General features: G+C 45.8%; 22 protein-coding genes. 8 read left to right on the plus strand and 14 right to left on the minus strand.

Translation table 11 applies throughout. The annotated features are described in order from the left end of the window. Position 1 precedes the first annotated feature (1 nt). Together AEA42_RS13415 and AEA42_RS13420 are read left to right on the plus strand one after the other, a co-directional pair. Entirely contained in the window at positions 2–1492 is a 1491-nt protein-coding gene (locus AEA42_RS13415) for an FMN-binding glutamate synthase family protein (RefSeq protein ID WP_055647980.1), read from the plus strand. A gap of 145 nt (positions 1493–1637) precedes the next feature. After that, positions 1638–1844, plus strand: coding sequence for a hypothetical protein (locus AEA42_RS13420; RefSeq protein ID WP_037414301.1), 207 nt, complete (start codon positions 1638–1640; stop codon positions 1842–1844). 23 nt (positions 1845–1867) lie between these two features. On the opposite strand, the gene AEA42_RS13425 is transcribed toward AEA42_RS13420, so the two are convergent. Together AEA42_RS13425 and AEA42_RS13430 are read right to left on the minus strand one after the other, a co-directional pair. Further along, on the minus strand, positions 1868–2125 hold the full coding sequence (locus AEA42_RS13425; RefSeq protein WP_037414299.1) for a hypothetical protein: 258 nt from the start codon (positions 2123–2125) through the stop codon (positions 1868–1870). A gap of 110 nt (positions 2126–2235) precedes the next feature. Continuing rightward, positions 2236–4026, minus strand: a complete 1791-nt coding sequence (locus tag AEA42_RS13430; protein ID WP_055647981.1) for an ABC transporter ATP-binding protein/permease — start codon at positions 4024–4026, stop codon at positions 2236–2238. Between the two features lie 503 nt (positions 4027–4529). Between AEA42_RS13430 and AEA42_RS22335 the strand changes: the two genes are divergently transcribed. Further along, on the plus strand, positions 4530–4706 hold the full coding sequence (locus tag AEA42_RS22335) for a hypothetical protein (protein ID WP_011624090.1): 177 nt from the start codon (positions 4530–4532) through the stop codon (positions 4704–4706). Positions 4707–4756: 50 nt separating this feature from the next. Here AEA42_RS22335 and aroG read toward each other — a convergent pair whose 3' ends face one another. The 5 genes from aroG to AEA42_RS13455 form a co-directional block, all read right to left on the minus strand. Next, the gene (gene aroG / locus AEA42_RS13435) at positions 4757–5815 is read right to left on the minus strand and encodes a 3-deoxy-7-phosphoheptulonate synthase AroG (RefSeq protein WP_037414295.1); all 1059 of its coding nucleotides are present in this window, start codon (positions 5813–5815) and stop codon (positions 4757–4759) included. 307 nt (positions 5816–6122) lie between these two features. Continuing rightward, on the minus strand, positions 6123–7310 hold the full coding sequence (locus AEA42_RS13440; protein ID WP_082389652.1) for a hypothetical protein: 1188 nt from the start codon (positions 7308–7310) through the stop codon (positions 6123–6125). Between the two features lie 118 nt (positions 7311–7428). After that, positions 7429–7776 (minus strand): hypothetical protein, encoded by a 348-nt coding sequence (locus AEA42_RS13445; protein ID WP_037414291.1) that lies wholly within the window; start codon positions 7774–7776, stop codon positions 7429–7431. A gap of 115 nt (positions 7777–7891) precedes the next feature. Then, on the minus strand, positions 7892–9142 hold the full coding sequence (locus AEA42_RS13450; protein ID WP_055647982.1) for an ammonium transporter: 1251 nt from the start codon (positions 9140–9142) through the stop codon (positions 7892–7894). A 10-nt stretch (positions 9143–9152) separates the two neighbouring features. Then, entirely contained in the window at positions 9153–9491 is a 339-nt protein-coding gene (locus tag AEA42_RS13455; RefSeq protein ID WP_011071066.1) for a P-II family nitrogen regulator, read from the minus strand. Between the two features lie 323 nt (positions 9492–9814). Between AEA42_RS13455 and AEA42_RS13460 the strand changes: the two genes are divergently transcribed. After that, the gene (locus AEA42_RS13460; RefSeq protein WP_037414286.1) at positions 9815–10357 is read left to right on the plus strand and encodes a hydrolase; all 543 of its coding nucleotides are present in this window, start codon (positions 9815–9817) and stop codon (positions 10355–10357) included. 37 nt (positions 10358–10394) lie between these two features. Here the strand turns inward: AEA42_RS13460 and AEA42_RS13465 are convergent, their stop codons facing one another. The 5 genes from AEA42_RS13465 to AEA42_RS13485 form a co-directional block, all read right to left on the minus strand. Further along, positions 10395–11129 carry a DUF1566 domain-containing protein gene (locus tag AEA42_RS13465; RefSeq protein ID WP_055647983.1) on the minus strand — a complete coding sequence of 245 codons (735 nt, stop codon included), beginning with the start codon at positions 11127–11129 and terminating at the stop codon, positions 10395–10397. 97 nt (positions 11130–11226) lie between these two features. Continuing rightward, entirely contained in the window at positions 11227–12036 is an 810-nt protein-coding gene (locus tag AEA42_RS13470; RefSeq protein WP_055647984.1) for a hypothetical protein, read from the minus strand. 134 nt (positions 12037–12170) lie between these two features. After that, positions 12171–12875 (minus strand): LysE family transporter, encoded by a 705-nt coding sequence (locus AEA42_RS13475; RefSeq protein WP_055647985.1) that lies wholly within the window; start codon positions 12873–12875, stop codon positions 12171–12173. 112 nt (positions 12876–12987) lie between these two features. Then, entirely contained in the window at positions 12988–13818 is an 831-nt protein-coding gene (locus tag AEA42_RS13480) for an AraC family transcriptional regulator (RefSeq protein WP_055647986.1), read from the minus strand. Positions 13819–14677: 859 nt separating this feature from the next. Continuing rightward, entirely contained in the window at positions 14678–16759 is a 2082-nt protein-coding gene (locus AEA42_RS13485) for a TonB-dependent receptor (protein WP_055647987.1), read from the minus strand. 452 nt (positions 16760–17211) lie between these two features. Here AEA42_RS13485 and AEA42_RS13490 point away from each other — a divergent pair, with 452 nt between their 5' ends. Beyond that, entirely contained in the window at positions 17212–18012 is an 801-nt protein-coding gene (locus tag AEA42_RS13490) for a hypothetical protein (protein WP_055647988.1), read from the plus strand. Between the two features lie 34 nt (positions 18013–18046). Here AEA42_RS13490 and AEA42_RS13495 read toward each other — a convergent pair whose 3' ends face one another. Beyond that, entirely contained in the window at positions 18047–18997 is a 951-nt protein-coding gene (locus tag AEA42_RS13495) for a hypothetical protein (protein ID WP_055647989.1), read from the minus strand. Position 18998: 1 nt separating this feature from the next. After that, positions 18999–19355, minus strand: coding sequence for a helix-turn-helix transcriptional regulator (locus tag AEA42_RS13500; RefSeq protein WP_037414271.1), 357 nt, complete (start codon positions 19353–19355; stop codon positions 18999–19001). A 304-nt stretch (positions 19356–19659) separates the two neighbouring features. Here AEA42_RS13500 and AEA42_RS13505 point away from each other — a divergent pair, with 304 nt between their 5' ends. From AEA42_RS13505 to AEA42_RS13515, 3 genes are all read left to right on the plus strand, one after another. After that, positions 19660–20271, plus strand: coding sequence for an excalibur calcium-binding domain-containing protein (locus tag AEA42_RS13505; protein ID WP_055647990.1), 612 nt, complete (start codon positions 19660–19662; stop codon positions 20269–20271). A gap of 207 nt (positions 20272–20478) precedes the next feature. Beyond that, on the plus strand, positions 20479–20826 hold the full coding sequence (locus AEA42_RS13510; RefSeq protein ID WP_055647991.1) for a thioredoxin family protein: 348 nt from the start codon (positions 20479–20481) through the stop codon (positions 20824–20826). 201 nt (positions 20827–21027) lie between these two features. Beyond that, the coding region (locus tag AEA42_RS13515) for a hypothetical protein (RefSeq protein ID WP_055647992.1) at positions 21028–21808 on the plus strand (781 nt) is incomplete at its 3' end.

Here is a 21808-nt window from a genome sequence, read left to right on the forward strand (position 1 = left end):
GATGCACGAATTGAATTGGTTTATGTGGGGACTAGATCTCTTATCTGGGCTGTTTTTAATCATTATCGGTTTTGGCGCTCTAGCCATTGTCTACATGTACTTTGCTGACAAATTGCAAACCAAACAGGCAGTACGCCATAACTATCCTGTGATTGGTCGTTTTAGATATTTATTTGAGAAACAAGGTGAATTTTTCAGACAATACTTTTTTGCCCAGGACAGGGAAGAACTCCCCTTTAACCGCGCAGAACGAAGCTGGGTATATAGAGCGGCTAAAAATGTCGATAGAACGATAGCATTTGGCTCGACCCGGCCCTTGGACACGACTGGTACGATTATGTTTATGAATACCGCCTTTCCGATCCAAGATGAGGACATTACACCCATTCATCCGCTAACTATTGGCGCCGATTGCCGCGAACCTTACACCACTAATACCATTTGCCACATCTCTGCCATGAGCTTTGGCGCTCTGTCCCGCCCCGCTATCACCGCCTTATCCCATGGTGCGGCGCAGGCAGGTTGTTGGTTAAATACAGGTGAAGGCGGTTTAAGCCCTTATCATTTAAAGGGCGGCTGTGATTTAGTCTTTCAAATCGGCACCGCCAAATATGGCGTTCGTAACGAGCACGGCCATTTAGACGATAACAAACTCAAAACGATTGCAGCGCACCCTCAAGTCAAAATGTTTGAAATCAAAATGAGTCAAGGTGCAAAACCCGGTAAAGGTGGCATCCTACCTGGCGTAAAAGTGACAGCGGAAATCGCCCATATTCGCGGTATTCCTCAGGGACAAGATTCCATCAGTCCCAACGGTCATATCGAGTTTAAAAATGTTGGCGATATTCTGGATATGATTGCCAGAGTGCGCGAAGTAACGGGTAAACCCACAGGAATAAAAGCCGTACTCGGCGACGTAACATGGCTTGAAGATTTTTGCGATGAAATTGAACGTCGTGGAGAAGCATCTGCTCCAGACTTTTTTACCTTAGATAGCGCCGATGGTGGAACAGGTGCCGCGCCGCAACCTTTAATGGATTGTGTTGGCCTACCGCTAAAAGAAAGTCTACCTATTTTGGTCAATATTTTGATTCAACGCGGACTGCGTAAACGTATCAAAGTGATCGCCTCTGGTAAACTCATCGTCCCTTCACGGGTTGCTTGGGCACTCGCCTTAGGCGCCGACTTTATCGCCTCAGCCCGTGGGAATATGTTCGCCTTAGGCTGTATTCAAGCATTGCAATGCAACAAGGACACTTGTCCCACTGGAATTACCACACACAATAAAAAACTTCAGCAAGGACTTGATCCAAAAGACAAATCTAACCGAGTTGCCAATTATAACCATAATCTACACCACGACTTGGCGCTAATAGCCCATGCATGTGGGGTAACAGAACCAAGGCAGCTCAAACCTTCCCATGTACGGATTGTACTTGAAAGTGGCTTGTCGGTTTCACTGGATAAATATTATTCCCATATCAATCAATAATTAATAAATTTCCAGTGCATAACATACGACTTTCATCTAAAGTTAATTCAGCAATAACTAATTTGAATGTGTGTCACAAAAGGAGTAAAATCCGTGATACACGCATTGAATTAAACCATTTCATATTTATTGTTAAGGAAACACTGTGAAATCTAGCTTTGTAAGCCAAATGTCTGACAGCAAAACTGCCAGCACAAGCTGTAAGAGCTGTAATCGCTTAACAGAGATCGAAGGCGAGCTGTTGTGTTTTCGTGAAGGTCAAGTCATTCGTCTGAAACGAATTGACGACTCGACCAATAAATTCAATCTGCTGTGTGAAGGTTGGAAGGCTGGAAAACCCAAGGGGATATAATTTTATATATCCTATTATTCTGCTTAACAAACACCATGAATATCAGCGTTATATTCATTCGTTCCACGAATAATCCCAGCCAGTCCCATATCTAGATTCAGTTTGGCCAGCGTTAACCGTCTTGTTGTCACTTTCAGACCTGCATTGAGCTCAGCATGAATTCGTTGTAGCGAATCATAATCTACACCGCGCTTTTGAAGCGTTGCCATAATTGCAAACCAGTCTGTGCTGACTTTCTCTTCTCTGCCTTCAATATTGACTCTTAATGCCATATTTTCCATGCCAAGCACCTCTTATGATTATTTGCTTGGATTCGAGTATAGAGAGCCTTAGCTGAATAAAAACTGAATTGTCGCAACGCTATTAGACTTACAGCAAACGCTTTTGATAATTACACCAAGAGCTGTTGTTGTTCATTTTGTATCCGCCACAACTTAGCGTAAAGGCCGTCCTGGGCTAATAATGCTGTATGATGTCCCTGCTCAACAATTTCGCCTTTGCTTAAAACAACAATCTGATCAGCATCAACAATAGTCGATAATCGATGTGCAACCACTAAGCTGGTGTGTCCTTTGGCCACCTCGCGAAGGGCCGTTAAAATAGCCTGTTCGGAGCGACTATCGAGGGATGAAGTCGCCTCATCAAATACTAACACTGGCGATCCTTTTAAGATCGCGCGAGCAATCGCAACTCGTTGTTTCTCGCCACCTGAAAGTTTTAATCCCCGCTCACCCACTTTGGTATCCCAACCCTGTGAAAGTGAAGCAATAAAATCTTCTAAATGAGCGAGTTTAATAGCATCGCGCACTTCATCATCACTCGCATCAGGGCGACCATAACGAATGTTCTCAACTAAAGAATCATTATATAACACTGTATCTTGTGGCACTATCGCAATCGCTCTGCGAAGCGCATCTTGTGTTAACAGGCGAATGTCGTGTCCATCAATCAAAATACGTCCTTGCTCTACATCGTAAAAGCGGAACAATAGTTTGATTAATGTGGATTTTCCCGCACCGCTATCCCCAACCACAGCGACCTTTTTACCCGCTGCAACTTTAAAACTAACATTACGCAGTATGGGTCTGTCCTCATAGTTAAAACTGACCTGCTCAAAACTGAGCTCGCCACGGGAAGGGTGAAAATCTAATGCATCGGGTTTATCTATAATACTAGGGTGTTTATCCAGCAAACTGAACATCCGCTCGATATTGGCTAAAGCGCCACGGATTTCACGGTAGACAAATCCCAAGAAGTTTAGCGGCATAAAGAGCTGCATCATAAAAGCATTGATCAGCACAAAGTCACCTATGGTCATTTCATTGTTGGTCACTTTATAAGCCGCTAGCGCCATCATCGCCGTCATCGCTAAGGCAATAATCAGCGCCTGCCCGCCGTTGAGGGCAAACAGCGATAAACGATTCTTACGCTTAGCGACTTCCCATTGTTCTAGGGCCTGATCGTATCTATCCGATTCATATTTCTCGTTATTAAAATACTTCACGGTTTCATAATTCAGCAGGCTGTCGATAGCGCGGGTATTAGAGAGGGAGTCGGCCTTGGCGGCATCGCGCACATATTCGGTACGCCACTCGGTAGCAATGACCGAAAACCAAATGTAGGCCATCACGGAGGTAAAGGTGATAGCGGCAAAGGCAAGTCCATAATTAAAAAAGAAAATGCCAATGACCATGGCAATTTCTAACAGCGTCGGCACTATGTTAAACACCATAAAACGCATCAAAAAGCTCACGCCACTGGTGCCACGTTCAATGTCTCGCGATAAACCGCCCGTGCGTCGCTCTAAGTGAAAATCCAAATCGAGTCGATGTAGGTGATCAAACACCGCAAGGCCTAAACGCCGAATAGCCCGCTCTGTTACTCGACCAAATAAGGTATCGCGGATTTCCCCCGTAATGGCTGTTAACAGTCGTACTGCGCCATAGGCCAATACTAAGCCGATAGGCACACTCAAGGCCTGCGCTGTTTTATTAACATCTAAAGTATCGACTATATCTTTGAGAACAAACGGCAAACCGACACTAGCAAGCTTAGCAACAATAAGGCAAGACATCGCCAATGCCACCCGCCCCTTATATTCAAGCAAATAGGGCCAGAGCAATTTAATCACATGCCAATTGAGCTTATCGATGGGACCTTCAAAGTACAGTGTTGGACGCATATATCTAAACCTTTGCCTAAGTCAATCAATTGTAACAGCATGGCGAATAATAAAGTGAATCAAAGGATAAAGTTTTAATAAAATCAATCAGATTTTTCTGACAGACAAACCACTTGTCACTTGGCACAATTACCACTTATACCAGCTGCCGGTACTGAAGTAATGAAACGTCTTTAATTAGATATCCGCATAGAAGTGCCTCGATATAAAAATGCCACACTAACGACTTACCCTAGGAGAAATCACTAAGGGCTTATTAACGATAAGAAATGCCGTAGTTGCAAGGTTTTATCCGAATAATGAACGCTAAAATAGGCTGCGATAACATGGATTGGAGTGTTGATTATTTTGTCGGTTTTACCCAAAATGCCCCATGGACTTAAGTTCACTAGCAGCAGGATTTGCAAACCTCTGGCCGCAGCGGCGAGTGAAGCAATATGCTCTGTACTCGTTTTGCGATAACACTAAGATAACTCAAATAAATCAAGATCGAAGGATGCTTTATGTTGGATTCAGCCAAAGTTCAATACCCGCCGTTACCACTGATCCAAACTTGGGTGTGGATGATGATCGAGTCAGGGAATCCAGAAATTCAGGACAAAGGCCGAAATAACCTGATTGCCGCTTTTGGTAGCTTAGCCAAAGCGAACGAATATTTAGCCGAAATGAGCAAAAAATAATAAAAATAAAGGCGCTGGGATAGCGCCTTTGTTTTTGATCTTTAAGCGTATTAATCGCGCTGACGACGCTCAATTACACTCTGATTTAACACCGCTAACAAACGTTCCGTATCTTCCCAGCCAATACAGGCATCGGTGACACTCTGACCATAACATAAGGCTTGACCTTCGATCAGATCTTGGCGTCCCTCGACTAAGTGACTTTCAACCATCACACCGAAAATTGCCTTATTACCCGCCGCTATTTGCTCAGCAACCTCGTTCGCAACCTGCATTTGACGTTGATATTGTTTACTGCTGTTGGCGTGGCTAAAGTCGATCATGATGTTGTCGACTAGCTTAGCCTTTTTCAACTGCTCGCTGATTTGCGCCACATGGCCTGCGCTATAATTTGGCTCACGGCCGCCACGCAAAATGATATGACAATCAGGATTACCTTTGGTCGACACAATCGCCGAATGGCCAAATTTAGTTACCGATAAAAAGTGGTGCGGCGCATTCGCGGCGCCAATGGCATCAATCGCCACCTTAATCGTGCCGTCGGTACCATTTTTAAAGCCTACTGGACAAGATAACCCCGAGGCCAACTCGCGATGTACTTGTGATTCCGTAGTGCGAGCACCAATAGCGCCCCAACACATCATATCCGCCACATACTGCGGGGTAATCATATCGAGAAACTCACCCGCGGTCGGCATGCCAGAGTCATTCAAATCGACCAAGAGTTTACGCGCGGTACGCAAACCATCGTTCAGTTTGAAGCTGTTATCCATATAAGGATCGTTGATGAGCCCCTTCCAACCCACTGTGGTACGCGGCTTTTCAAAATAAACACGCATCACCACTTCGAGCTGATCTTGATAACGTTCTCTGAGCGCAACCAGTCGCTGGCCATATTCCAATGCAGCTTTAGGATCATGAATAGAGCAAGGGCCAATAACGACTAACAAACGATCATCTTGACGAGCGAGAATGTTATGGATGCTTTGGCGGGCGTTAAACACAGTTGCAGCAGCGTTTTCGGAAGCAGGAAATCGTTCAAGAATCGCAATCGGTGGAAGTAACTCTTTGACTTCATTAATGCGAACGTCATCATTTTGGTAATACATAATTTACTGCTCCAACTCTCGTGTTTAGGCTATTTTTATCGCTGCAATAGGGATCTCGACTGCAATACTGAATTCAATTTATCCAGTCTGCGCCGCTAATGCAACCAAGTTGTCTCCATTTCAAAAAATCAGCTATAACATCTTGTTTTAACATATTTTTAAAAAATACAAATCCAAATATTTCAATGTGATATGCAAACTAAAGCCAAGCAAGTGTTGGGGTTGGAAGCAAGCGGTGATGAAAGCGGAAATAAAAAACCTCCTTTATCAGGTATTAAGCACAAACAAAGGAGGTTGAGTTAAGAATTTAGTGTTGCTGCATGGCCTGTAACTTGGCCTGATAACGATGCTTATCGGTGGCTTCGCGGCTAAGTGCCACCGCCTTTTCCATATTCTGTTTAGCGCGTTTTTCATCACCCAGCGCCCAATAGGTGCGTGACAGACCAAAGAAAAACTCATGGCGATAATCGGCCTTATCAACCGCCCTTTGATACCAAGCGAGCGCCTCACGGTATTGATGCTCATCGTAGGCCTGCTCGCCCATATCATAGTAGTAATAAGGGTTACGAATGCGCGCTAATTCAAGCACTTTATGGATCTGTGCCCACTCATCTAAACGCCCCTGTTCACCTAAGATCACCGCTAAGTTATAGAGGGTCGTCATATCGCTAGCATCAAACTTAAGGGCGTAGCGATAAACTTGCTCTGCACGTTGCTCATCGCCCTTGTGGCGATAAATCACGGCTAAGGTGTTGAGTGCAGCGATAAAGTGTCCAGATTTTAAACCCGCTTTAACCAAAGCGTAGGCTCGGTCTAAATCTCCTTCGACTAAAGACTCGGCGGCCATATTGTTGTAAAACATAGCAGTTAAGGTCTGGCGATTGATTTGCACTTTGTTGTAGCCTCGCAGGGCGCGCTCGGGCATAAAGTCGACCAAAATGGCATGGGTCGACACATAAACCGCATGCACGCTTGAAGCGGGTAGCAAGCGCAGATTGACATGGCCGTTAATCAGATAAAACTCGCCCTGTTTATCCCAAACGGGTTCAATCGCAATATCCTGAAACTCAGTGCCAATCTTAAAAATATCCGCTAGCGCCGATGTCATGACCACCAACGACATACAATTCCCCGCACGCTGGGCGTAGGTTTCGCTGGCGGTTTGAGTCAGATTATCTTGATAGTGAAAGTCGCTGTGGCCACCATCTTGGTTAGCATTGATATAACTGGCTAACCATTCGTGCACCGCAAGGGGATTTTTCGTCGAGAAGCTATAGCGATCGTAGGCACGCCGGACATCGGCTACCACAGAGGGCGGAAGACTAAAAATATCCTCGACGCTAGGAATATTATTAACCGGTGTAAACAACGAATCGGCAAACAGGGCATCTATCTCATTATCACTAGGTTTGGGAGCTGTCGAGCTGCAACCCAATAATAGTAAAAGTAATAATGAGTAGAATATACCGCTAGAGATGGTGCGCAGTTGTATCATGATACGTCCCCCAGACCATAAGGCTCCTATTTGAGCTTATTACACTTGGCCAAAAAGACGTCATTAAATGGTTACAAAAAATAACGACCTGTCGCATAGGATTGCGGCAGTTTGAGAGTTAACGCTGCGCCGGAGGGTCAACCTTGATATACACATCCTGCTGCTGATAACGGTAAGGACGATAGTTATCTTGGCCACAGCGAAAGTAACGGTATGGCTGCATCTGCACGATACACCCAAGGGGCAAGGCTTGCAGAATTTGAATTTGCTCCTGTCTTCTCAAAGACTCCTGCCATTCATTATCTTTCAGCACTTGGTCGCGAACAGCAAAAGCATCGAAAGGCTTATCCGAGCGAGTCACCACAACTTGCCCCGCAAAAGTGGGCAAGGCTAAGAGAGCACTCAGCATACTCCCGAGCAAACAGGTACGTCTAAGTGGTGCGGTGAGATCCGAGATTAAGCGCATCGTTAGCTCCTTGTTGCGGTGCAAGTAGAATCGAAGACCCATAAAAAAAGCAGAGCACTCGGCTCTGCTTTACTATCCTCTTATCCCTTAGAGGCATCAAGTGTATCAGCGCGAGTTAGCCCGCACTTTTTACTGTCACAAACTCTGGGTAAGCATCGATACCACAGTCAGATGCATCCATACCGTTATATTCTTCTTCCTCAGAAACACGGATACCCATGGTCATCTTCAGTACAAACCACACCGCAAACGACGCGCTAAATACCCATGCGAAGATAATCGCTGCACCCGTTAATTGCGCCGTGATAGTAGCGTCGGCATTTGATAACGGCACACACATTAAACCGAGGAAACCCGCTACGCCGTGTACAGAGATTGCACCGACTGGGTCATCAATCTTAATTCTGTCCAAACCCACGATAGAGAACACCACTAAGCCACCAGCAACTAGGCCAATCACACCCGCCATCAGCAGTGAAGGCGACAGCGGATCGGCGGTAATTGCCACTAAGCCCGCCAGAATACCGTTGAGGATCATGGTCAAATCTGCTTTACCCCAAATCATTTTGCACACAACGAGGGCAGAAATAGCACCAAAAGCGGCCGCGGTGTTGGTGTTCACAAAGACTTTAGCGACAGAGCTAGCGTTAGCCGCATCTGAGACCATTAATTGTGAGCCACCGTTGAAACCAAACCAGCCCATCCACAGAATAAACATCCCTAAAGTCGCCATTGGCAGGTTAGAGCCTGGGATTGGGTTGACTTGGCCGTTAGGGCCATATTTGCCCTTACGAGCACCGAGCAGTAACACCCCAGCGATAGCCGCCGCAGCACCTGTCATGTGCACAATACCGCTACCCGCAAAGTCAACAAAACCCAAGCTAGAGATAAAGCCTTTACCCCAAGTCCAGTAGCCTTCTACAGGATAGATAATGCCTGTCATCACCACGGAGAAGAACAGGAAAGCCCATAACTTCATCCGTTCAGCGACGGCGCCAGAGACAATCGACATCGCCGTTGCCACAAACACCACTTGGAAGAAGAAGTCTGATTCCAAGGCATGGTTAGCATCGCTAGCTTGTGAGCCAATTAGCGTACCGAGTGAAGGCAACCAACCGCCTTCGGCATTGTCGACGTACATAATGTTGTAGCCGATCAATAGGTACATCACACAGGCAATCGCATATAACACCACGTTTTTAGTTAAAATTTCGGTGGTATTTTTAGAGCGTACCAAGCCAGCTTCTAGCATGGCAAAACCCGCTGCCATCCACATAACTAAGGCGCCAGAAATCAAAAAATAAAAGGTGTCGAGTGCAAAGCGCAGTTCAGAGACTGTCACGCCTAATTTTGTTAGTTCTTCCATCTTCCGCCCCCTATAGCGCTTCAGTGTCGAGTTCACCCGTACGAATACGGATGGCATGTTCTAAGTCGATAACGAAAATCTTGCCGTCACCAATTTTTCCCGTATGAGCCGCAGTGGTAATTGCCTCAATCAACATGTCGAGATTTTCTGCTTTAGTGGCAATTTCTAGTTTTACTTTTGGCAAAAAATCCACCTGATACTCGGCGCCACGATACAACTCTGTGTGCCCCTTTTGACGGCCAAAACCTTTAACCTCGGTCACCGTCATCCCCTCAATACCAATACCGGCGATAGCTTCACGGACATCATCCAATTTAAATGGCTTGATGATAGCGCTGACTAGTTTCATCCTGACCTCCAAAAACGCGATTGTTATTAACTTGTAGCCAAGATAATTCAATCATTAGGCCAGAATTTTAATTTATTGATTTAAAAGAAATAATAAAGAATACACTTGAGTTAGCCGATTAAAAATGCACCAGACTTGTGCAAGCGTTGAGGCAGCGCACTCTTTTAGTGAGCAATTTAAGTGCACGGCATATTCGACTTTTGCCCTATTGGTGAGGCTGCTCAATTAGGGTTTACTAACAGTGTAAAAACACACAATTCACAAAATAAGCAGAGCAAACGCTAAACGATGCCTTTATTCCACCCGCGCAGAAGGAATACCCGATGTTAAAACCCGAAGAATGTGTACTCGTTATCGTCGATGTGCAGGGAAAGCTCGCTCAGATCATGGATAACTCAGCCAAGCTTCATCAGCAGTTGAGTACACTCATCCAAGGCGCGCAGCTGTTTGAAATTCCTATCCTTTGGCTCGAACAATTACCCGCCAAACTAGGCTCGACCACTGAAGAGTTAAAAACCTTACTCGAAAAAACGGGCTCGCCCATTGCCAAGCAACACTTTAGTGGTTGGTATTGTGATGAATTTGCTAATGCGTTAACCCAAACTCGGCGGAAACAGGTGTTGCTCGCGGGGATAGAAACCCATGTTTGCGTATACCAGACTTGCCGTGATCTGCTCGATCAGCACTACTCAGTGCATGTCGTCGCCGATGCCGTTTCTTCCCGCAGCGTTGACAATAAACAACTGGGCATTCAAATGATGACCGCCAAGGGAGCCACGTTGACCAATGTGGAGTCACTGTTATTTGAACTGCAACACGAGGCCCAAGGCGATCGATTTAAAGCGCTGATTAAGTTGATTAAATAAGGCGAAAAAAGAGCTTGTTCAAGCTCTCTTTAGCGGGTCAAAACGCGGCGACACAAACAGCAAATTTGGCACTATTGGCATAACTGCGAAAGCTATAACCGCTGGAGGCGACCGAGATAATGCCGACCTCGAATTCGGTCTCATACACTGTGCTAGACCAAGAAGGGATTGTTGAGCTCCACTGCGCACGTTGGTAGGCTGCGCGACTCTCGCCATCCCCATAGAGGGTATTTAACTCCAGCTCCGTTGGCCTGCGCCAATTGTCTTTACCAGCAAACTCGATTGAGGCCAATTTTTGGCACCAGCGGTCAAACTGACCGTTAACACCAACCTTGGCCTCATTGCCCTTGGCCGCTTCGGTGCCGGGTAAGATAACGCCCTTACCGTCCTGACGAAACTGCGCATATTCTCCTCGGCTTGGTCCAAACACAAATTCCTCCTGTACATTAAATGTCATCGCATAGGAATCGCCACTGTTGTCGGCATCATCTTGTTTTAAGTAACCCAAGGCGTTCATCACAGCGATAGAAGGCGAACTGCTAAACCATTTAGTTTGGCGATCACTTTTATCGTAAAGTGCTTTGATTTTTAAGCAGTTGGTTGATGCCAGAGTGCGGTCGTTATTGTCTAGGCCGCCATCAAAGCTAGTATCGATTGGCGTACCTTCGACATGGCCGCACAGGGGAATTTGCTCTTTTTGGCGACATTCAGTTAGTAAAAACAACAGCACTATGGCAGTGCCGAAAACGGCGATTTTGGCGGGATTAATCATCACAACAAACCTAAATCCGGTGTTGATAAAAGACAGCTACAGGCAACCTCGATGGCATTCGCATCAGGGAATTGCCTTAAGTGAATGACCAATTAAGCTATAGCGCCTTAATCACAGGCTCCTGCACCAGCAATTGATCGTTTTTGTAGACATAAAGTCTACCCACAGGACTCTCTTCGGCGCTGAGCACTATCACATCGCAAACATAGCGATAGGGACCGCTTTTAAACTGGAAAGAATGATTACCACCAGTCCCCTCACGCACCAATTGACCCTTTTTGAGGACTAAATCAGGTTTCTCGCTCAGGGATTTACCCTTTGCCCAAGCAGCATAACGGTATTGGTTATTATCGATGGCATCGACACGTATGGTAAATCGCGCGGTTTCCCACGCGAGTACTGGGCTAGCAAATTCGCGCACACTCTCGTGTAGCATCAATTTTTGCTGCGCGATTAGCTCGTCTCTTAATTTGGCTTCCTCTGGGCTTTGATAATTAATGCCCGAGATTTTGCCATCAAAGTCCAACCAGACACTGCCGTGATCGAGCATAATGCCGCGCCAGCCCATAGTCTCCCAGTTGTTCTCTGTGGTCGAATGGGCGATTTGACTCAGCAACTTGCTATCAAAGACTTGCTGGAATCTCGTCAGCATTTGCTGTGGATTTTGTATATCGGGGAGCGGATATTCCCGCTTGAGAGGATAAGCAATCTGCTTAGCAATCGCCTGAGGATCACCCGCCTTGGCCGCATCAATCAAAGCTTGCACCTGCGGCACATATTCCGCTTCTAGTGCAGCCAAAGCCTGTGGCGCAAGGCTTAGACTCCCCAGCAGCAAGCCTGCAAAAAGCCCTAAGCGCGAAAGTCGATGAATAGCTGAATATGTTCGAGAAGACAGAGCATGAGGCATGGCTTATTCCTTTAAAGTCAAAAACATCCAAATTAAGACTTGGCAAGGATAGCATAGCTAAGATGGGATAAACATAAACAATCCCATCCAAGACTATGTGTTAAAAGCCGAATCACAGCCTCGCTCAGTTCTCATTAAGCCAACAGCAAACTAGACACTATCGCCACTGCGACCGACATAAAGATCACCCCAATCACCGCATCGATGATAGGCGTCAGTCGTTGCAGCTTTTGCTGCACCTTGGCCTTAGAGAGCATCAGCGCCAAAAAGCCAAACCACAGCAGTGACAACACAAATAACAACAGCGCGGCGGCGACTTTAGTCACGGGCGTCACGCTGGGAGTGATCAGTGCGGAGAATAAGGTTATGAAAAACACTAAGGCTTTAGGATTCAATAAATTGGTATAAAGCCCTCTCATAAAACCCTGTTTAGCTGACAAAGCGTTGACCGCACCCGCCGTGGGCATATCAAGGCTGTTTTCTGATGTCGTAGTGAATCCAGAAGGATCGGCGCCCTCACCGTTCAATACGGTTTTGGGTTTACTGAAAAAAGCCACCGCGGCCTTTAGTGCGCCAAATCCCATCCACGCCAAATACGAAGCGCCCAGCAATTGCACTAAGAGATACAAGGTATGAGAGCTTTTAATCACTAAACTAACGCCGGTTAAACTCAAAATGGTATGGGCTAAAATCGCCGCCGATATCCCGACCGCCGTTGCGATTGCGGTGTTTCGCGGCTGTGAGGTGGCAATCTTCACCATAATGGCAAAGTCCGGCCCGGGGCTGACTAAGGCAACACAATGAATAACGGCTAAAGTGACTAACAGGGATACATCCATCAATAGGGCTCCGCAAAAACAGATAAGAACGTCAGTATGCCCAAGCCTGTAGCACCTGCATTGTAAGAAATTGCACGCGGTTAATTTACCGAGACAAATTATACCAATCGTATTAAAGCATGCGTCGCTGGAATTGGACGGGAGAGAGTAAAAAAGCCTGCTTAAACGCCTTATTTAGATGACTCTGGTCGAAAAAGCCTAACTGCTGTGCCACATCTACCACCAGTGCGCCATCGGTTAAGGACTTTTTCGCTAACTCTAATCGCACCCGCTTAACGTAGGCATGGGGCGTCATCCCCGTTGCCTGTTTAAACTGCCTTAAAAATTGAAACTTACTCAGGTTGACCTCATTGGCTAGACCTTCAAGCTGAGTGTTTTGCCAAGGTTCATCGTGGATTTTCTGTTTGATTCGATTTAACTGCTGCCATGATAGCCCCCTATCCTGCTCAAGTTTAAGCACTCCTGCCGGATGGCGCGTTAATAACAGCTGCATAAAATTCAGCAGATGGGACTCGGCCGCAAGCTCAGAACATTGGCCTTGGATAAGCAAATCATGCAACTGGATAAAGTACTGATATAACGCGGGGTCATCCACCATAGGTGCATTAAAGAAATGGGCCTTCAGCCCTAACTCTAGGCTGATACCATTCATATATTCCACGGGGATCGACATCACCTTAACCCGATAACCTTCGGCGTCGCAGCTTTGTCCATCGTGGGTTTCATCGGGATTGAGGGTCGATAGCCCATGTTGTCCTAGCTGATAATGGCAGCCCTTATTGATAAATTGCTGTGCCCCTTGAGTCACCACGCCTAAGTGATAATCCAGATGCACGTGTTTATCAAAACTGAAATGGGTAAATTCCGCCTGACTCAGTTCAATGCCCGAGAGACTGGGATGGCGCCAGTAATTGATATTTTCAACGGGAGTCACACGGCTCATAGGACAAGCTTCATCTCACAGGGCAAACACAACTTTAGATACTACTCATTCTAGCCGCCGAGCTCTTGGTCGGAATAGTAAATTATTGCAGCGCCCTCCCAAAAAATGCCAAATGGCGGATGAGTGCGAATGACTGCCGTGGCCGTCTTGTGCCTCAATGGCATGGCCTTCGCTATTTATAGAAGCCACTGCGACCGTGTTCGATAACGCTTTAAACCACAAAGCAAAGTAATTGTGTTAGTTCAATAAAGTAGTTGTTTTAGGCCAATGTTAGTTATATCAGCGGGCAATACCAGTGAGATCACATGGTATAACAGCTCACGATCGTGCTTGATGTTTAACGCCCGAAAGTCACCCTTGCGCTAAGTGACAGAGCACTTTCAACGGAGAAATAATGCAAATACTCGCCATTGGGAGCCTATTGTTCAAAGGTGGTGTTATCCCTTTAAATAATAGAATCTTGTCCGTCTCTTAGTAGTGTCATCTGCCAGCGTTGCCCCTTATTAGCATTGTTCACTTGGTATTGGGCTGTTAAGTGGCTTGCCTTAAACGTTGCCATTCACCTCGTTGGTAGAAGAAGCGGTAACGGAAGTGGCTAATGCCATGATTAAACTTCAGGAGATAACGGCAGCGATCCGTTTAATATTCATCACCAATTTTAGTATTGAGTGTTTGAGGGTATTCCCTTAAAGAGCGCCTACAACCCTAATGTCTAACATGACTAACTATCTTGATTTTAAAAATATTTTATTTGAGCTAGATGTCGAAATGATGATGTTAAACAGAATAGAAACGCTAAGTTTATCCTAGGTGCAGAATAAACTTAGCGTAAGGCTGGCGCTAGCAATGGTCACTCAAGTTAGAAACGATAACTGACACTCACCCGTACCATACGCGGCTCAACGGGATGATAATGCAAGTCTTCCACACCTTCAGCTGGCTCACCCGCTAGACGAGACTCGTAGAAATAATCGATATCGTGGTCTTTGCTATCAAATATATTCAATAGCTCCAGCTTAGTATCGAAGCCCGATAACTGATAACCCAGGGCAAGGTTAACTAAAGTCGTGTCATCGGCTTTATGCTCATCAAAACTATCGAGGATCCGCTCACCTAAATATCTCAGCCTGACACTGGTATACCAACCATCGCCATCGGGACGGTAGGTAATGCCCGCACTGCCAACAAAGGGCACGGCACCATCGACATATTTGCCTTCATCGAGTTCATTTTCGGTAAAACGGGCACGGGTCCAGGCCAGTTCCATATCTAAGCTCACATCATCGTTAAGCCAATAATAGGCCGTGATTTCAGCGCCGTAACGCTCAGAGGCGCGGCTTGGTTCGGTATTGCCCGCATCGCCAACGAAGAGTAGTTCAGAGTCGAGTTCCAAATACCAAAGCGCCGCCGAGAAGTTAATAAAGTCGCGATCATAGTATTTGACCCCAAACTCGCCACCATTGGAGCGCACTAACAAATCGACCTTTTCAACCGGATCGCCCGTGACTGGGTCGACCTTAATGGTTGCGCCGCGGGCATCGTTAGAATGCAATCCCTGCCCCGCATTCATATAAAGTTCCAGATTATCGTTCACTAGGTAGGAAGCGCCCGCCTTTAAGCTCAACATACCATCGGAAGCATCACCGCTGTTGAGGGGATTATCACTATCGACCTGCACATCGAAATAGTCGTATCTCAAGCCTAAATTCAAACGCCATTGGTCAGCAGGCAACCACTCCAGCTTGCCAAACAATCCCGTAGAGAGTTCCTGCACTTCATCGAGTCTCACAGTGCTGAGGCGTTCCCGTGCTTTGGTGTTATATAAACCCACGGCACCAATATCGTCGTAGCGCACATCGGCACCTAGACTGTAATTGATTTGTGTCCCCGCCAGACTCATTTGCCAGTCGCGTTTAATATCGCCGCCCCAAATGGTGCGCTCATCGACCTGCTCAAATTCATCGCCATTGATGGGATCGTTTAAGAAGTAGGTAAAGTTTGAAAACAGATCCATGGTCGAGCGTATCGCATAGGCATTGGCCTGCCAGTTGCCAGCGTCATAATTCGCCGAAATGCTGTAACGACTGGCCTCACCGCCCACATCGGTGTCGAGTGAACCGTAAAAATCAATCAGCCCAGACTCCACCGCCCGCGCCGGAATTTGATCCGCCGAATTCCAGCTATTGTCGTAGGCCATCATAGTGAGGCTAAAGTCCCCGCCATTAAGCTTGGTAAGATAGCGACCTACCACATTGATCTTGCTGACATCCTCCTTAATATCACTCCAAGGACCATCGTAAGCCTGTAATTCTGTTCCTAAAATAAATCGGCCGACCTCGGTCTTCATATCCTGAGTGGCCACCAGCCGTTGATAACCGTATTCCCCTAAGGTCACCCCAACTTGGCGATAAGCGAGTTCATCGGCGAGCTGAATTTGTGCCGCGCCCGCGCCGGAAAAGTCTGCCACTTCAGGATAATAAGCTCCTTTGGCGTAACGGATTTCCCCTAACAGCTCGGGGATTAAAAAGTTAAGATCCGTATAACCTTGACCATGACCGTGAGTCCGCATATTGACCGGCATACCTTCGACACGGGTATTAAAATCTGTGCCATGGTCTAAGTTAAAACCGCGTAGAAAATACTGATTCGCCTTACCCGAACCACTGTGCTGAGTGACGATCATCCCGGGGACAAACTCGAGGATCTCCCCTGTGCGCAGCAGCGGGCGACTCTCGATTTCCGCCGCACCCACTATCCCTTCCGACGCCGAAGTGCTATGGCCTAAGGTATTAATTTGCCTGCCACGCACTTCTAAACGCTCGATTTTATCCAGATCATCGGCCAGTGCTGTGGCCGATAAGCCGCAAAGTGGCAATAAACATACGCTGGTTAAATAGGCTTTAGCTGACCGTGTTTTTAAAATGTGTTGTTTTAGTTTCATTGAGTGTTTCCCGAGTCAACGAGTTGATGACGCGGATTTAACACTGCCTTCACAGCATAAAAGCGGATCTAGCTCAAACTCCAGTGAGAGAAAAATCGCCAACAACATTTATCTGTCAAATTTATGTGCTGAGTCGCACGCTTTTATCGGCAAAAGGACAATTTGTCCGCCACCAGATCACATTTTATTGCCGATATTGAGGTTTTTCACCGTTCGAAGAACAAGGGAGAATAAAGCTAAGCCAGTGAATTAGGATGGCTATACTCTATATAACCAGAGCTCACTATGCGTACGACAGAGTGCCTTGATATGCGCAAAAATCTGCGCATCAGTCAGAAAAATTTTTTTTAAAAATAATCATTTATAGCATTGATTTAGTTTGTTGAGTTTAGATTTTTTGACACTCGTTACCCCGAGTTCAGGTTATATAGTCAATATTAAAGGGAGTGAGCATGCCGTTTAGGAACCTTGCGGGTATATCCAATATATTAATTGGAATCGTCTTTTGCTTAAGCGCCCAATCGAGTGAAACCACACCTTCGCCAACAGCGGCGACTGTAACGGATAAACCCATATTTACTATGGCGTTTTATGAGGATCCAGAACATAGCTTTTACTTTAAATGGGCCGAACTCATTTACAGCCATGCCTTAGACCAACTGGGTTATCAATTTAGTTATGAACTCGTACCCGCAATTCGAGCCAGCAAAATGCTGGAGTCAGGTAAAGTCGATGGCGAACCCGGTAGAGTGTTCACCTATGGCGATAAAGTACAACATGTGATTAGGGTTGAAGAACCCATTATCGAAACACATTTAATCGCCTTTAGTAATAATCCGAATATCAAGCTTGCTGATTGGCAATCACTAACCACAGCAGACTATAAGGTTGAATATTACCGAGGCATATTGCGAGTAGAACAAATCCTTACAGCGCTTATCCCAGAAACGCGGCTTAGTGAATCATCTTCACCCATTAACTCATTTCGAAAATTACTTCACGGCCGGATAGATATCTACATCGATTCAGAAATAAGTTCACAACTCCTTCAGCAAACTCCTGAGTTTAAAGACGGCCTAATAAAACCGATAGCGACATTAGAGGCAATCACAAGCTATGGGTATTTAAACGAGCGCCATAGCCAACTGGCTATAAACCTTGCTGCACAACTCAAAAAAATGAAGCAGCAGGGTTTATTTGAACTGTACAAGCAACAAGCGCAAGCAAGTATTAGCAGTAAGCAAAACAAATAATCCCTCACCACGAATCACGCCACCATTTAAGCCTCTAGCTTGCAGTTAACTTTCGCCACCTCAACAGATCACGGATACATTCATAACTGGGGAATAATGCGGTAATCAACAGGACATGGCTTAACCATTTATCTAACTGTTCTACTGTAAAAAGACCATTTAAGTCAGATCCTTGAACCTGTAACAATGGCGAGTTAAACGCCAGAAAGACAAGCAATAACGCATAGGCTAGATTCATCCCCATATTCGTTAGCAATAATGTTGCCGTCCACACCTGACGGCGCAGTTGCCAAAGACTATTGAAAATAGACAGCAAGATAATGGGGCTAAACCATTGCAGCAATTGCTGTGCATTAACACTGAAGATAACTGAACGTGCCACCAGTTGCTCGGCGCTCATCCAGACACTATTCCAAATTACCAAGAGTAAAAAAAGATAAGTCGCTAGATCGAAAAACACATCACTAAAGCGGATTTGCTGCCAAGAAGGCACCACTTTGGGCAGTTGTTGCGGTTGCCAGTCTTTACTACAGCCAGCGGAAATTGATTTTCCCTGAATTGAAAAACTCCAAAATGACAACACAATTACGGTAAATGCAAAGCAAGCATCACCGATAAAGCCATGGACAATATGCAGCAGAAATCCTAATAAACTCCCTTCAGTCGCACCAAGCCATTGGGTCGCCCCACCAATCACCTGCAATACAAATAAGACGCCCAGCACCATATACAAGGTGTACTTAAACAAAGAGATATCTTCATTAGCCACTATGGGGCTTGGTGGCACAAATTGCCAAGCGACCAGTGCCGGATGTCCCATTTGCTTTAACACTGCGGCGATTTGTGATTCCGACAGATCACCTTGTTCAGCAAGGGCATCCAATTGATCACAGATATTGGCTTTGAGTTCACGACTAATTTCCTGACGTTTATCTTCGGGCAATTCCCGTTGCACAGCGGCAATATAACGGTCAACTAATTCCATATCAGTTTTCCTCTGTATTCTCATCGGTAACCTGCCCTAGCAAAAATGCCAAGGCACCATTAAGTTGCTGCCATTCCTCGGTTAGTTGGCTAAGTAGCTCAGCCCCCGATGATGACAATTGATAGTAACGGCGTTCGCGCCCTTCAGCCTGTCGCCACTCACTTTCTAACAATCCCTGCTCGGCTAAACGGCGCACTAAGGGATACAGCGTTCCCTCGTCGATATCGATACCGCCGTCCTGCAACTGTTTGCGAAGCGAATAACCATAATGGGGTTGTTTTAACAATCCCAATACCGCCAACACTAATACGCCACGGCGTAACTCGAGCCGCATTTTGACTAGCTGTGAACTTGTCATACTCAATTCCTATGATTAACACTGTGCCGTACATACTATGTGGCACACAGCAAATACTATGTGACACACAGTAATATGGCAAGTTTTCAGCGCAAAATTTAGTCAAAACGGTTTGGTGATTTGTTTTTCAAATCACATAAACCACAAGGTACTGAGGCCATCGCCCGCATAAAGCAAAGAGCATCAATCGCGATGCCACCCAGATACAAATTGCCAAAAGGCTGTAACTTGAGTAACTTAGCTGGCAGCCTTTTATGCAAGTAAATCCAGTTAGGCGCAGAATCAACTCATAAGGAAACTATCAATGCTCATGGAGAGAGGCGTACTAGTACGCTGGAACGATGAAAAGGGATTTGGTTTTATTCAGCCTGATAAAAGTGGTGATCGCGATGTGTTTATCCATATCTCAGTGCTTAAGAAGATGGCGCGAAAACCGAAAGTCGGCGATAGCATTTTATACCAAACAGAAGTCCAGAATGACGGCAAAATTAAAGCTGTAATCGCTTCAATAGAGGGCGTTGCGATACTGGCAACAACCCCCACATCAACAGCTGCAAGCCGAACGCCGCAGGTCAATCGAGGCAACAAAAGCGCCAATACCAAGAAACCCCAGACCTCACTCAACCGTTTGATTTCAATATTATTACTTGTTGCCATAGCGGGATTTGGCTATAAGGCATTTCAGCAAAGGCAAGAAACTATTATTGAGGAAAAACCAGCCACTTATTCCGAAGTACAACCTCTAAGAACAGTCGAACCTCAATTTCACTGTGAAGCAGGTAAAACCCATTGCAGCCATATGCGCTCCTGTGCTGAAGCGACCTTTTACATTCAAAATTGTCCCAACACGCAAATGGATGGTGATGGCGATGGTATTCCCTGTGAAAGCCAATGGTGCAGCTCATCCATGTTGTAACGAGGTAAAACAAAAATGATAAATAAGCTTTCACATTGGATCGATAAACTCAGCGGAGCACAAATAGCAGGGGTAATAGTATTCGGCATTATCATACTGACGGTGGGTCTATTTTTTATAGGAACACTCCTCGGCAGCAGTGCCGTAAAATGGGGATTAATTCCGTGATATTCAGTCTGTAAAAAACCAAATTAGATAGGATTGCCCATGCCTAATGCCGTTATCCACAGCATTGAAACGCCCGAGCAACTGGATGCCATACTAAAGCAATATCCAGCGGTATTACTCTTATTCGGTGCGCCAAGTTGTGGCGTGTGTCAGGTACTAAAACCGCAAATCGCCGCTATGCTAGCCAAGGATTTTCCCCAAATGCAGCTAGTCTATATCGACTGTGAAACTCACCTAGAGCTTGCCGCGAGATACAATGTCTTTAGTCTGCCCGTGGTAGAAACAATATTTTATGGCAAAAGCTTTGCGCGCTTTTCGAAGGTGTTTTCCCTTGGCGAACTTAAAGAGGCGATAGCCCGCCCCTATGAATTACTGAATGCAGAATAACTGTCACCAAGTAATAAAGAATCATACTTAAAAGGCAGCTAACACATCGGTGTACAGCCTTTTCTAAAACATTTATGCCCCCAAAACATCAAAACATGGACACCCAACCTTAATAGCATCAAAACATGGACACCCAACCTTAATAGCGAGGTAGCTAACCTCCGACTATGCTTTGGTTAAGCATTAAACATGGAGGTTTGTATGCCGCGCCCTCGCAGAACTCAGATAAGTCTTGAAGACACGCCCTATTACCATTGCTGTAGCCGCGTGGTGCGGCGGGCATTTTTATGTGGTGATGACAGTTACTCGGGTAAAAATTATGACCATCGTCGAGGTTGGGTAGAATCGCTAATGTTTGAACTTGAAGCTGTTTTTGCTATTGATATCGCAGCCTTTGCCGTGATGTCTAATCATCTGCATCTGGTGTTGCGAGTCGATATCGAGACGGCAAATCGTTGGACTGACCGCGAAGTGCTTGAGCAGTGGCATAAGTTGTTTAAAGGCGATGAGTTAACGCAAAAATTCGCTAAAGGTGAGTTAGTCGAAGCCCATCAGGTCAACCGATTAAAGCACTCAATCGCCCTTTATCGTAGTCGTTTGTGTGATATCTCATGGTTTATGCGCTGCCTTAACGAACCAATAGCAAGGCAAGCAAATCAAGAGGATAACTGTACAGGTCGTTTCTGGGAGGGGCGATTTAAATCGCAAGCCCTACTCGATGAAGCTGCGGTATTAGCCTGTATGACCTATGTTGATTTGAATCCGATTCGAGCGCAACTTGCTGATACACTAGAACAATCCGACCATACCAGTATCCAACTACGTATTCGGGCCGCATTAAAAGGTGAGCAGCCGAGTAATCTATTACCGTTTATTGGTAACGAGTGTGACAACCAACCCAATGGCATTGCGTTTTCCTTAACCGATTACCTTCAATTGGTGGAAGATACAGGCCGAATCATTCGCAATGATAAACGTGGAA

Source organism: Shewanella sp. Sh95, assembly GCF_001308045.1.
Taxonomy (GTDB): Bacteria; Pseudomonadota; Gammaproteobacteria; order Enterobacterales; family Shewanellaceae; genus Shewanella; species Shewanella xiamenensis.

What these genes read in the sequence shown, in the direction of transcription:
- AEA42_RS13415 (WP_055647980.1), top strand. Translation starts at nt 2, where the DNA reads ATGCACGAATTGAATTGGTTTATGTGGGGACTAGATCTCTTATCTGGG.
- AEA42_RS13425 (WP_037414299.1), bottom strand. Translation starts at nt 2,125, where the DNA reads ATGGAAAATATGGCATTAAGAGTCAATATTGAAGGCAGAGAAGAGAAA.
- AEA42_RS13430 (WP_055647981.1), bottom strand. Translation starts at nt 4,026, where the DNA reads ATGCGTCCAACACTGTACTTTGAAGGTCCCATCGATAAGCTCAATTGG.
- AEA42_RS22335 (WP_011624090.1), top strand. Translation starts at nt 4,530, where the DNA reads ATGTTGGATTCAGCCAAAGTTCAATACCCGCCGTTACCACTGATCCAA.
- aroG (WP_037414295.1), bottom strand. Translation starts at nt 5,815, where the DNA reads ATGTATTACCAAAATGATGACGTTCGCATTAATGAAGTCAAAGAGTTA.
- AEA42_RS13440 (WP_082389652.1), bottom strand. Translation starts at nt 7,310, where the DNA reads ATGATACAACTGCGCACCATCTCTAGCGGTATATTCTACTCATTATTA.
- AEA42_RS13445 (WP_037414291.1), bottom strand. Translation starts at nt 7,776, where the DNA reads ATGCGCTTAATCTCGGATCTCACCGCACCACTTAGACGTACCTGTTTG.
- AEA42_RS13450 (WP_055647982.1), bottom strand. Translation starts at nt 9,142, where the DNA reads ATGGAAGAACTAACAAAATTAGGCGTGACAGTCTCTGAACTGCGCTTT.
- AEA42_RS13455 (WP_011071066.1), bottom strand. Translation starts at nt 9,491, where the DNA reads ATGAAACTAGTCAGCGCTATCATCAAGCCATTTAAATTGGATGATGTC.
- AEA42_RS13460 (WP_037414286.1), top strand. Translation starts at nt 9,815, where the DNA reads ATGTTAAAACCCGAAGAATGTGTACTCGTTATCGTCGATGTGCAGGGA.
- AEA42_RS13465 (WP_055647983.1), bottom strand. Translation starts at nt 11,129, where the DNA reads ATGATTAATCCCGCCAAAATCGCCGTTTTCGGCACTGCCATAGTGCTG.
- AEA42_RS13470 (WP_055647984.1), bottom strand. Translation starts at nt 12,036, where the DNA reads ATGCCTCATGCTCTGTCTTCTCGAACATATTCAGCTATTCATCGACTT.
- AEA42_RS13475 (WP_055647985.1), bottom strand. Translation starts at nt 12,875, where the DNA reads ATGGATGTATCCCTGTTAGTCACTTTAGCCGTTATTCATTGTGTTGCC.
- AEA42_RS13480 (WP_055647986.1), bottom strand. Translation starts at nt 13,818, where the DNA reads ATGAGCCGTGTGACTCCCGTTGAAAATATCAATTACTGGCGCCATCCC.
- AEA42_RS13485 (WP_055647987.1), bottom strand. Translation starts at nt 16,759, where the DNA reads ATGAAACTAAAACAACACATTTTAAAAACACGGTCAGCTAAAGCCTAT.
- AEA42_RS13490 (WP_055647988.1), top strand. Translation starts at nt 17,212, where the DNA reads ATGCCGTTTAGGAACCTTGCGGGTATATCCAATATATTAATTGGAATC.
- AEA42_RS13495 (WP_055647989.1), bottom strand. Translation starts at nt 18,997, where the DNA reads ATGGAATTAGTTGACCGTTATATTGCCGCTGTGCAACGGGAATTGCCC.
- AEA42_RS13500 (WP_037414271.1), bottom strand. Translation starts at nt 19,355, where the DNA reads ATGACAAGTTCACAGCTAGTCAAAATGCGGCTCGAGTTACGCCGTGGC.
- AEA42_RS13505 (WP_055647990.1), top strand. Translation starts at nt 19,660, where the DNA reads ATGCTCATGGAGAGAGGCGTACTAGTACGCTGGAACGATGAAAAGGGA.
- AEA42_RS13510 (WP_055647991.1), top strand. Translation starts at nt 20,479, where the DNA reads ATGCCTAATGCCGTTATCCACAGCATTGAAACGCCCGAGCAACTGGAT.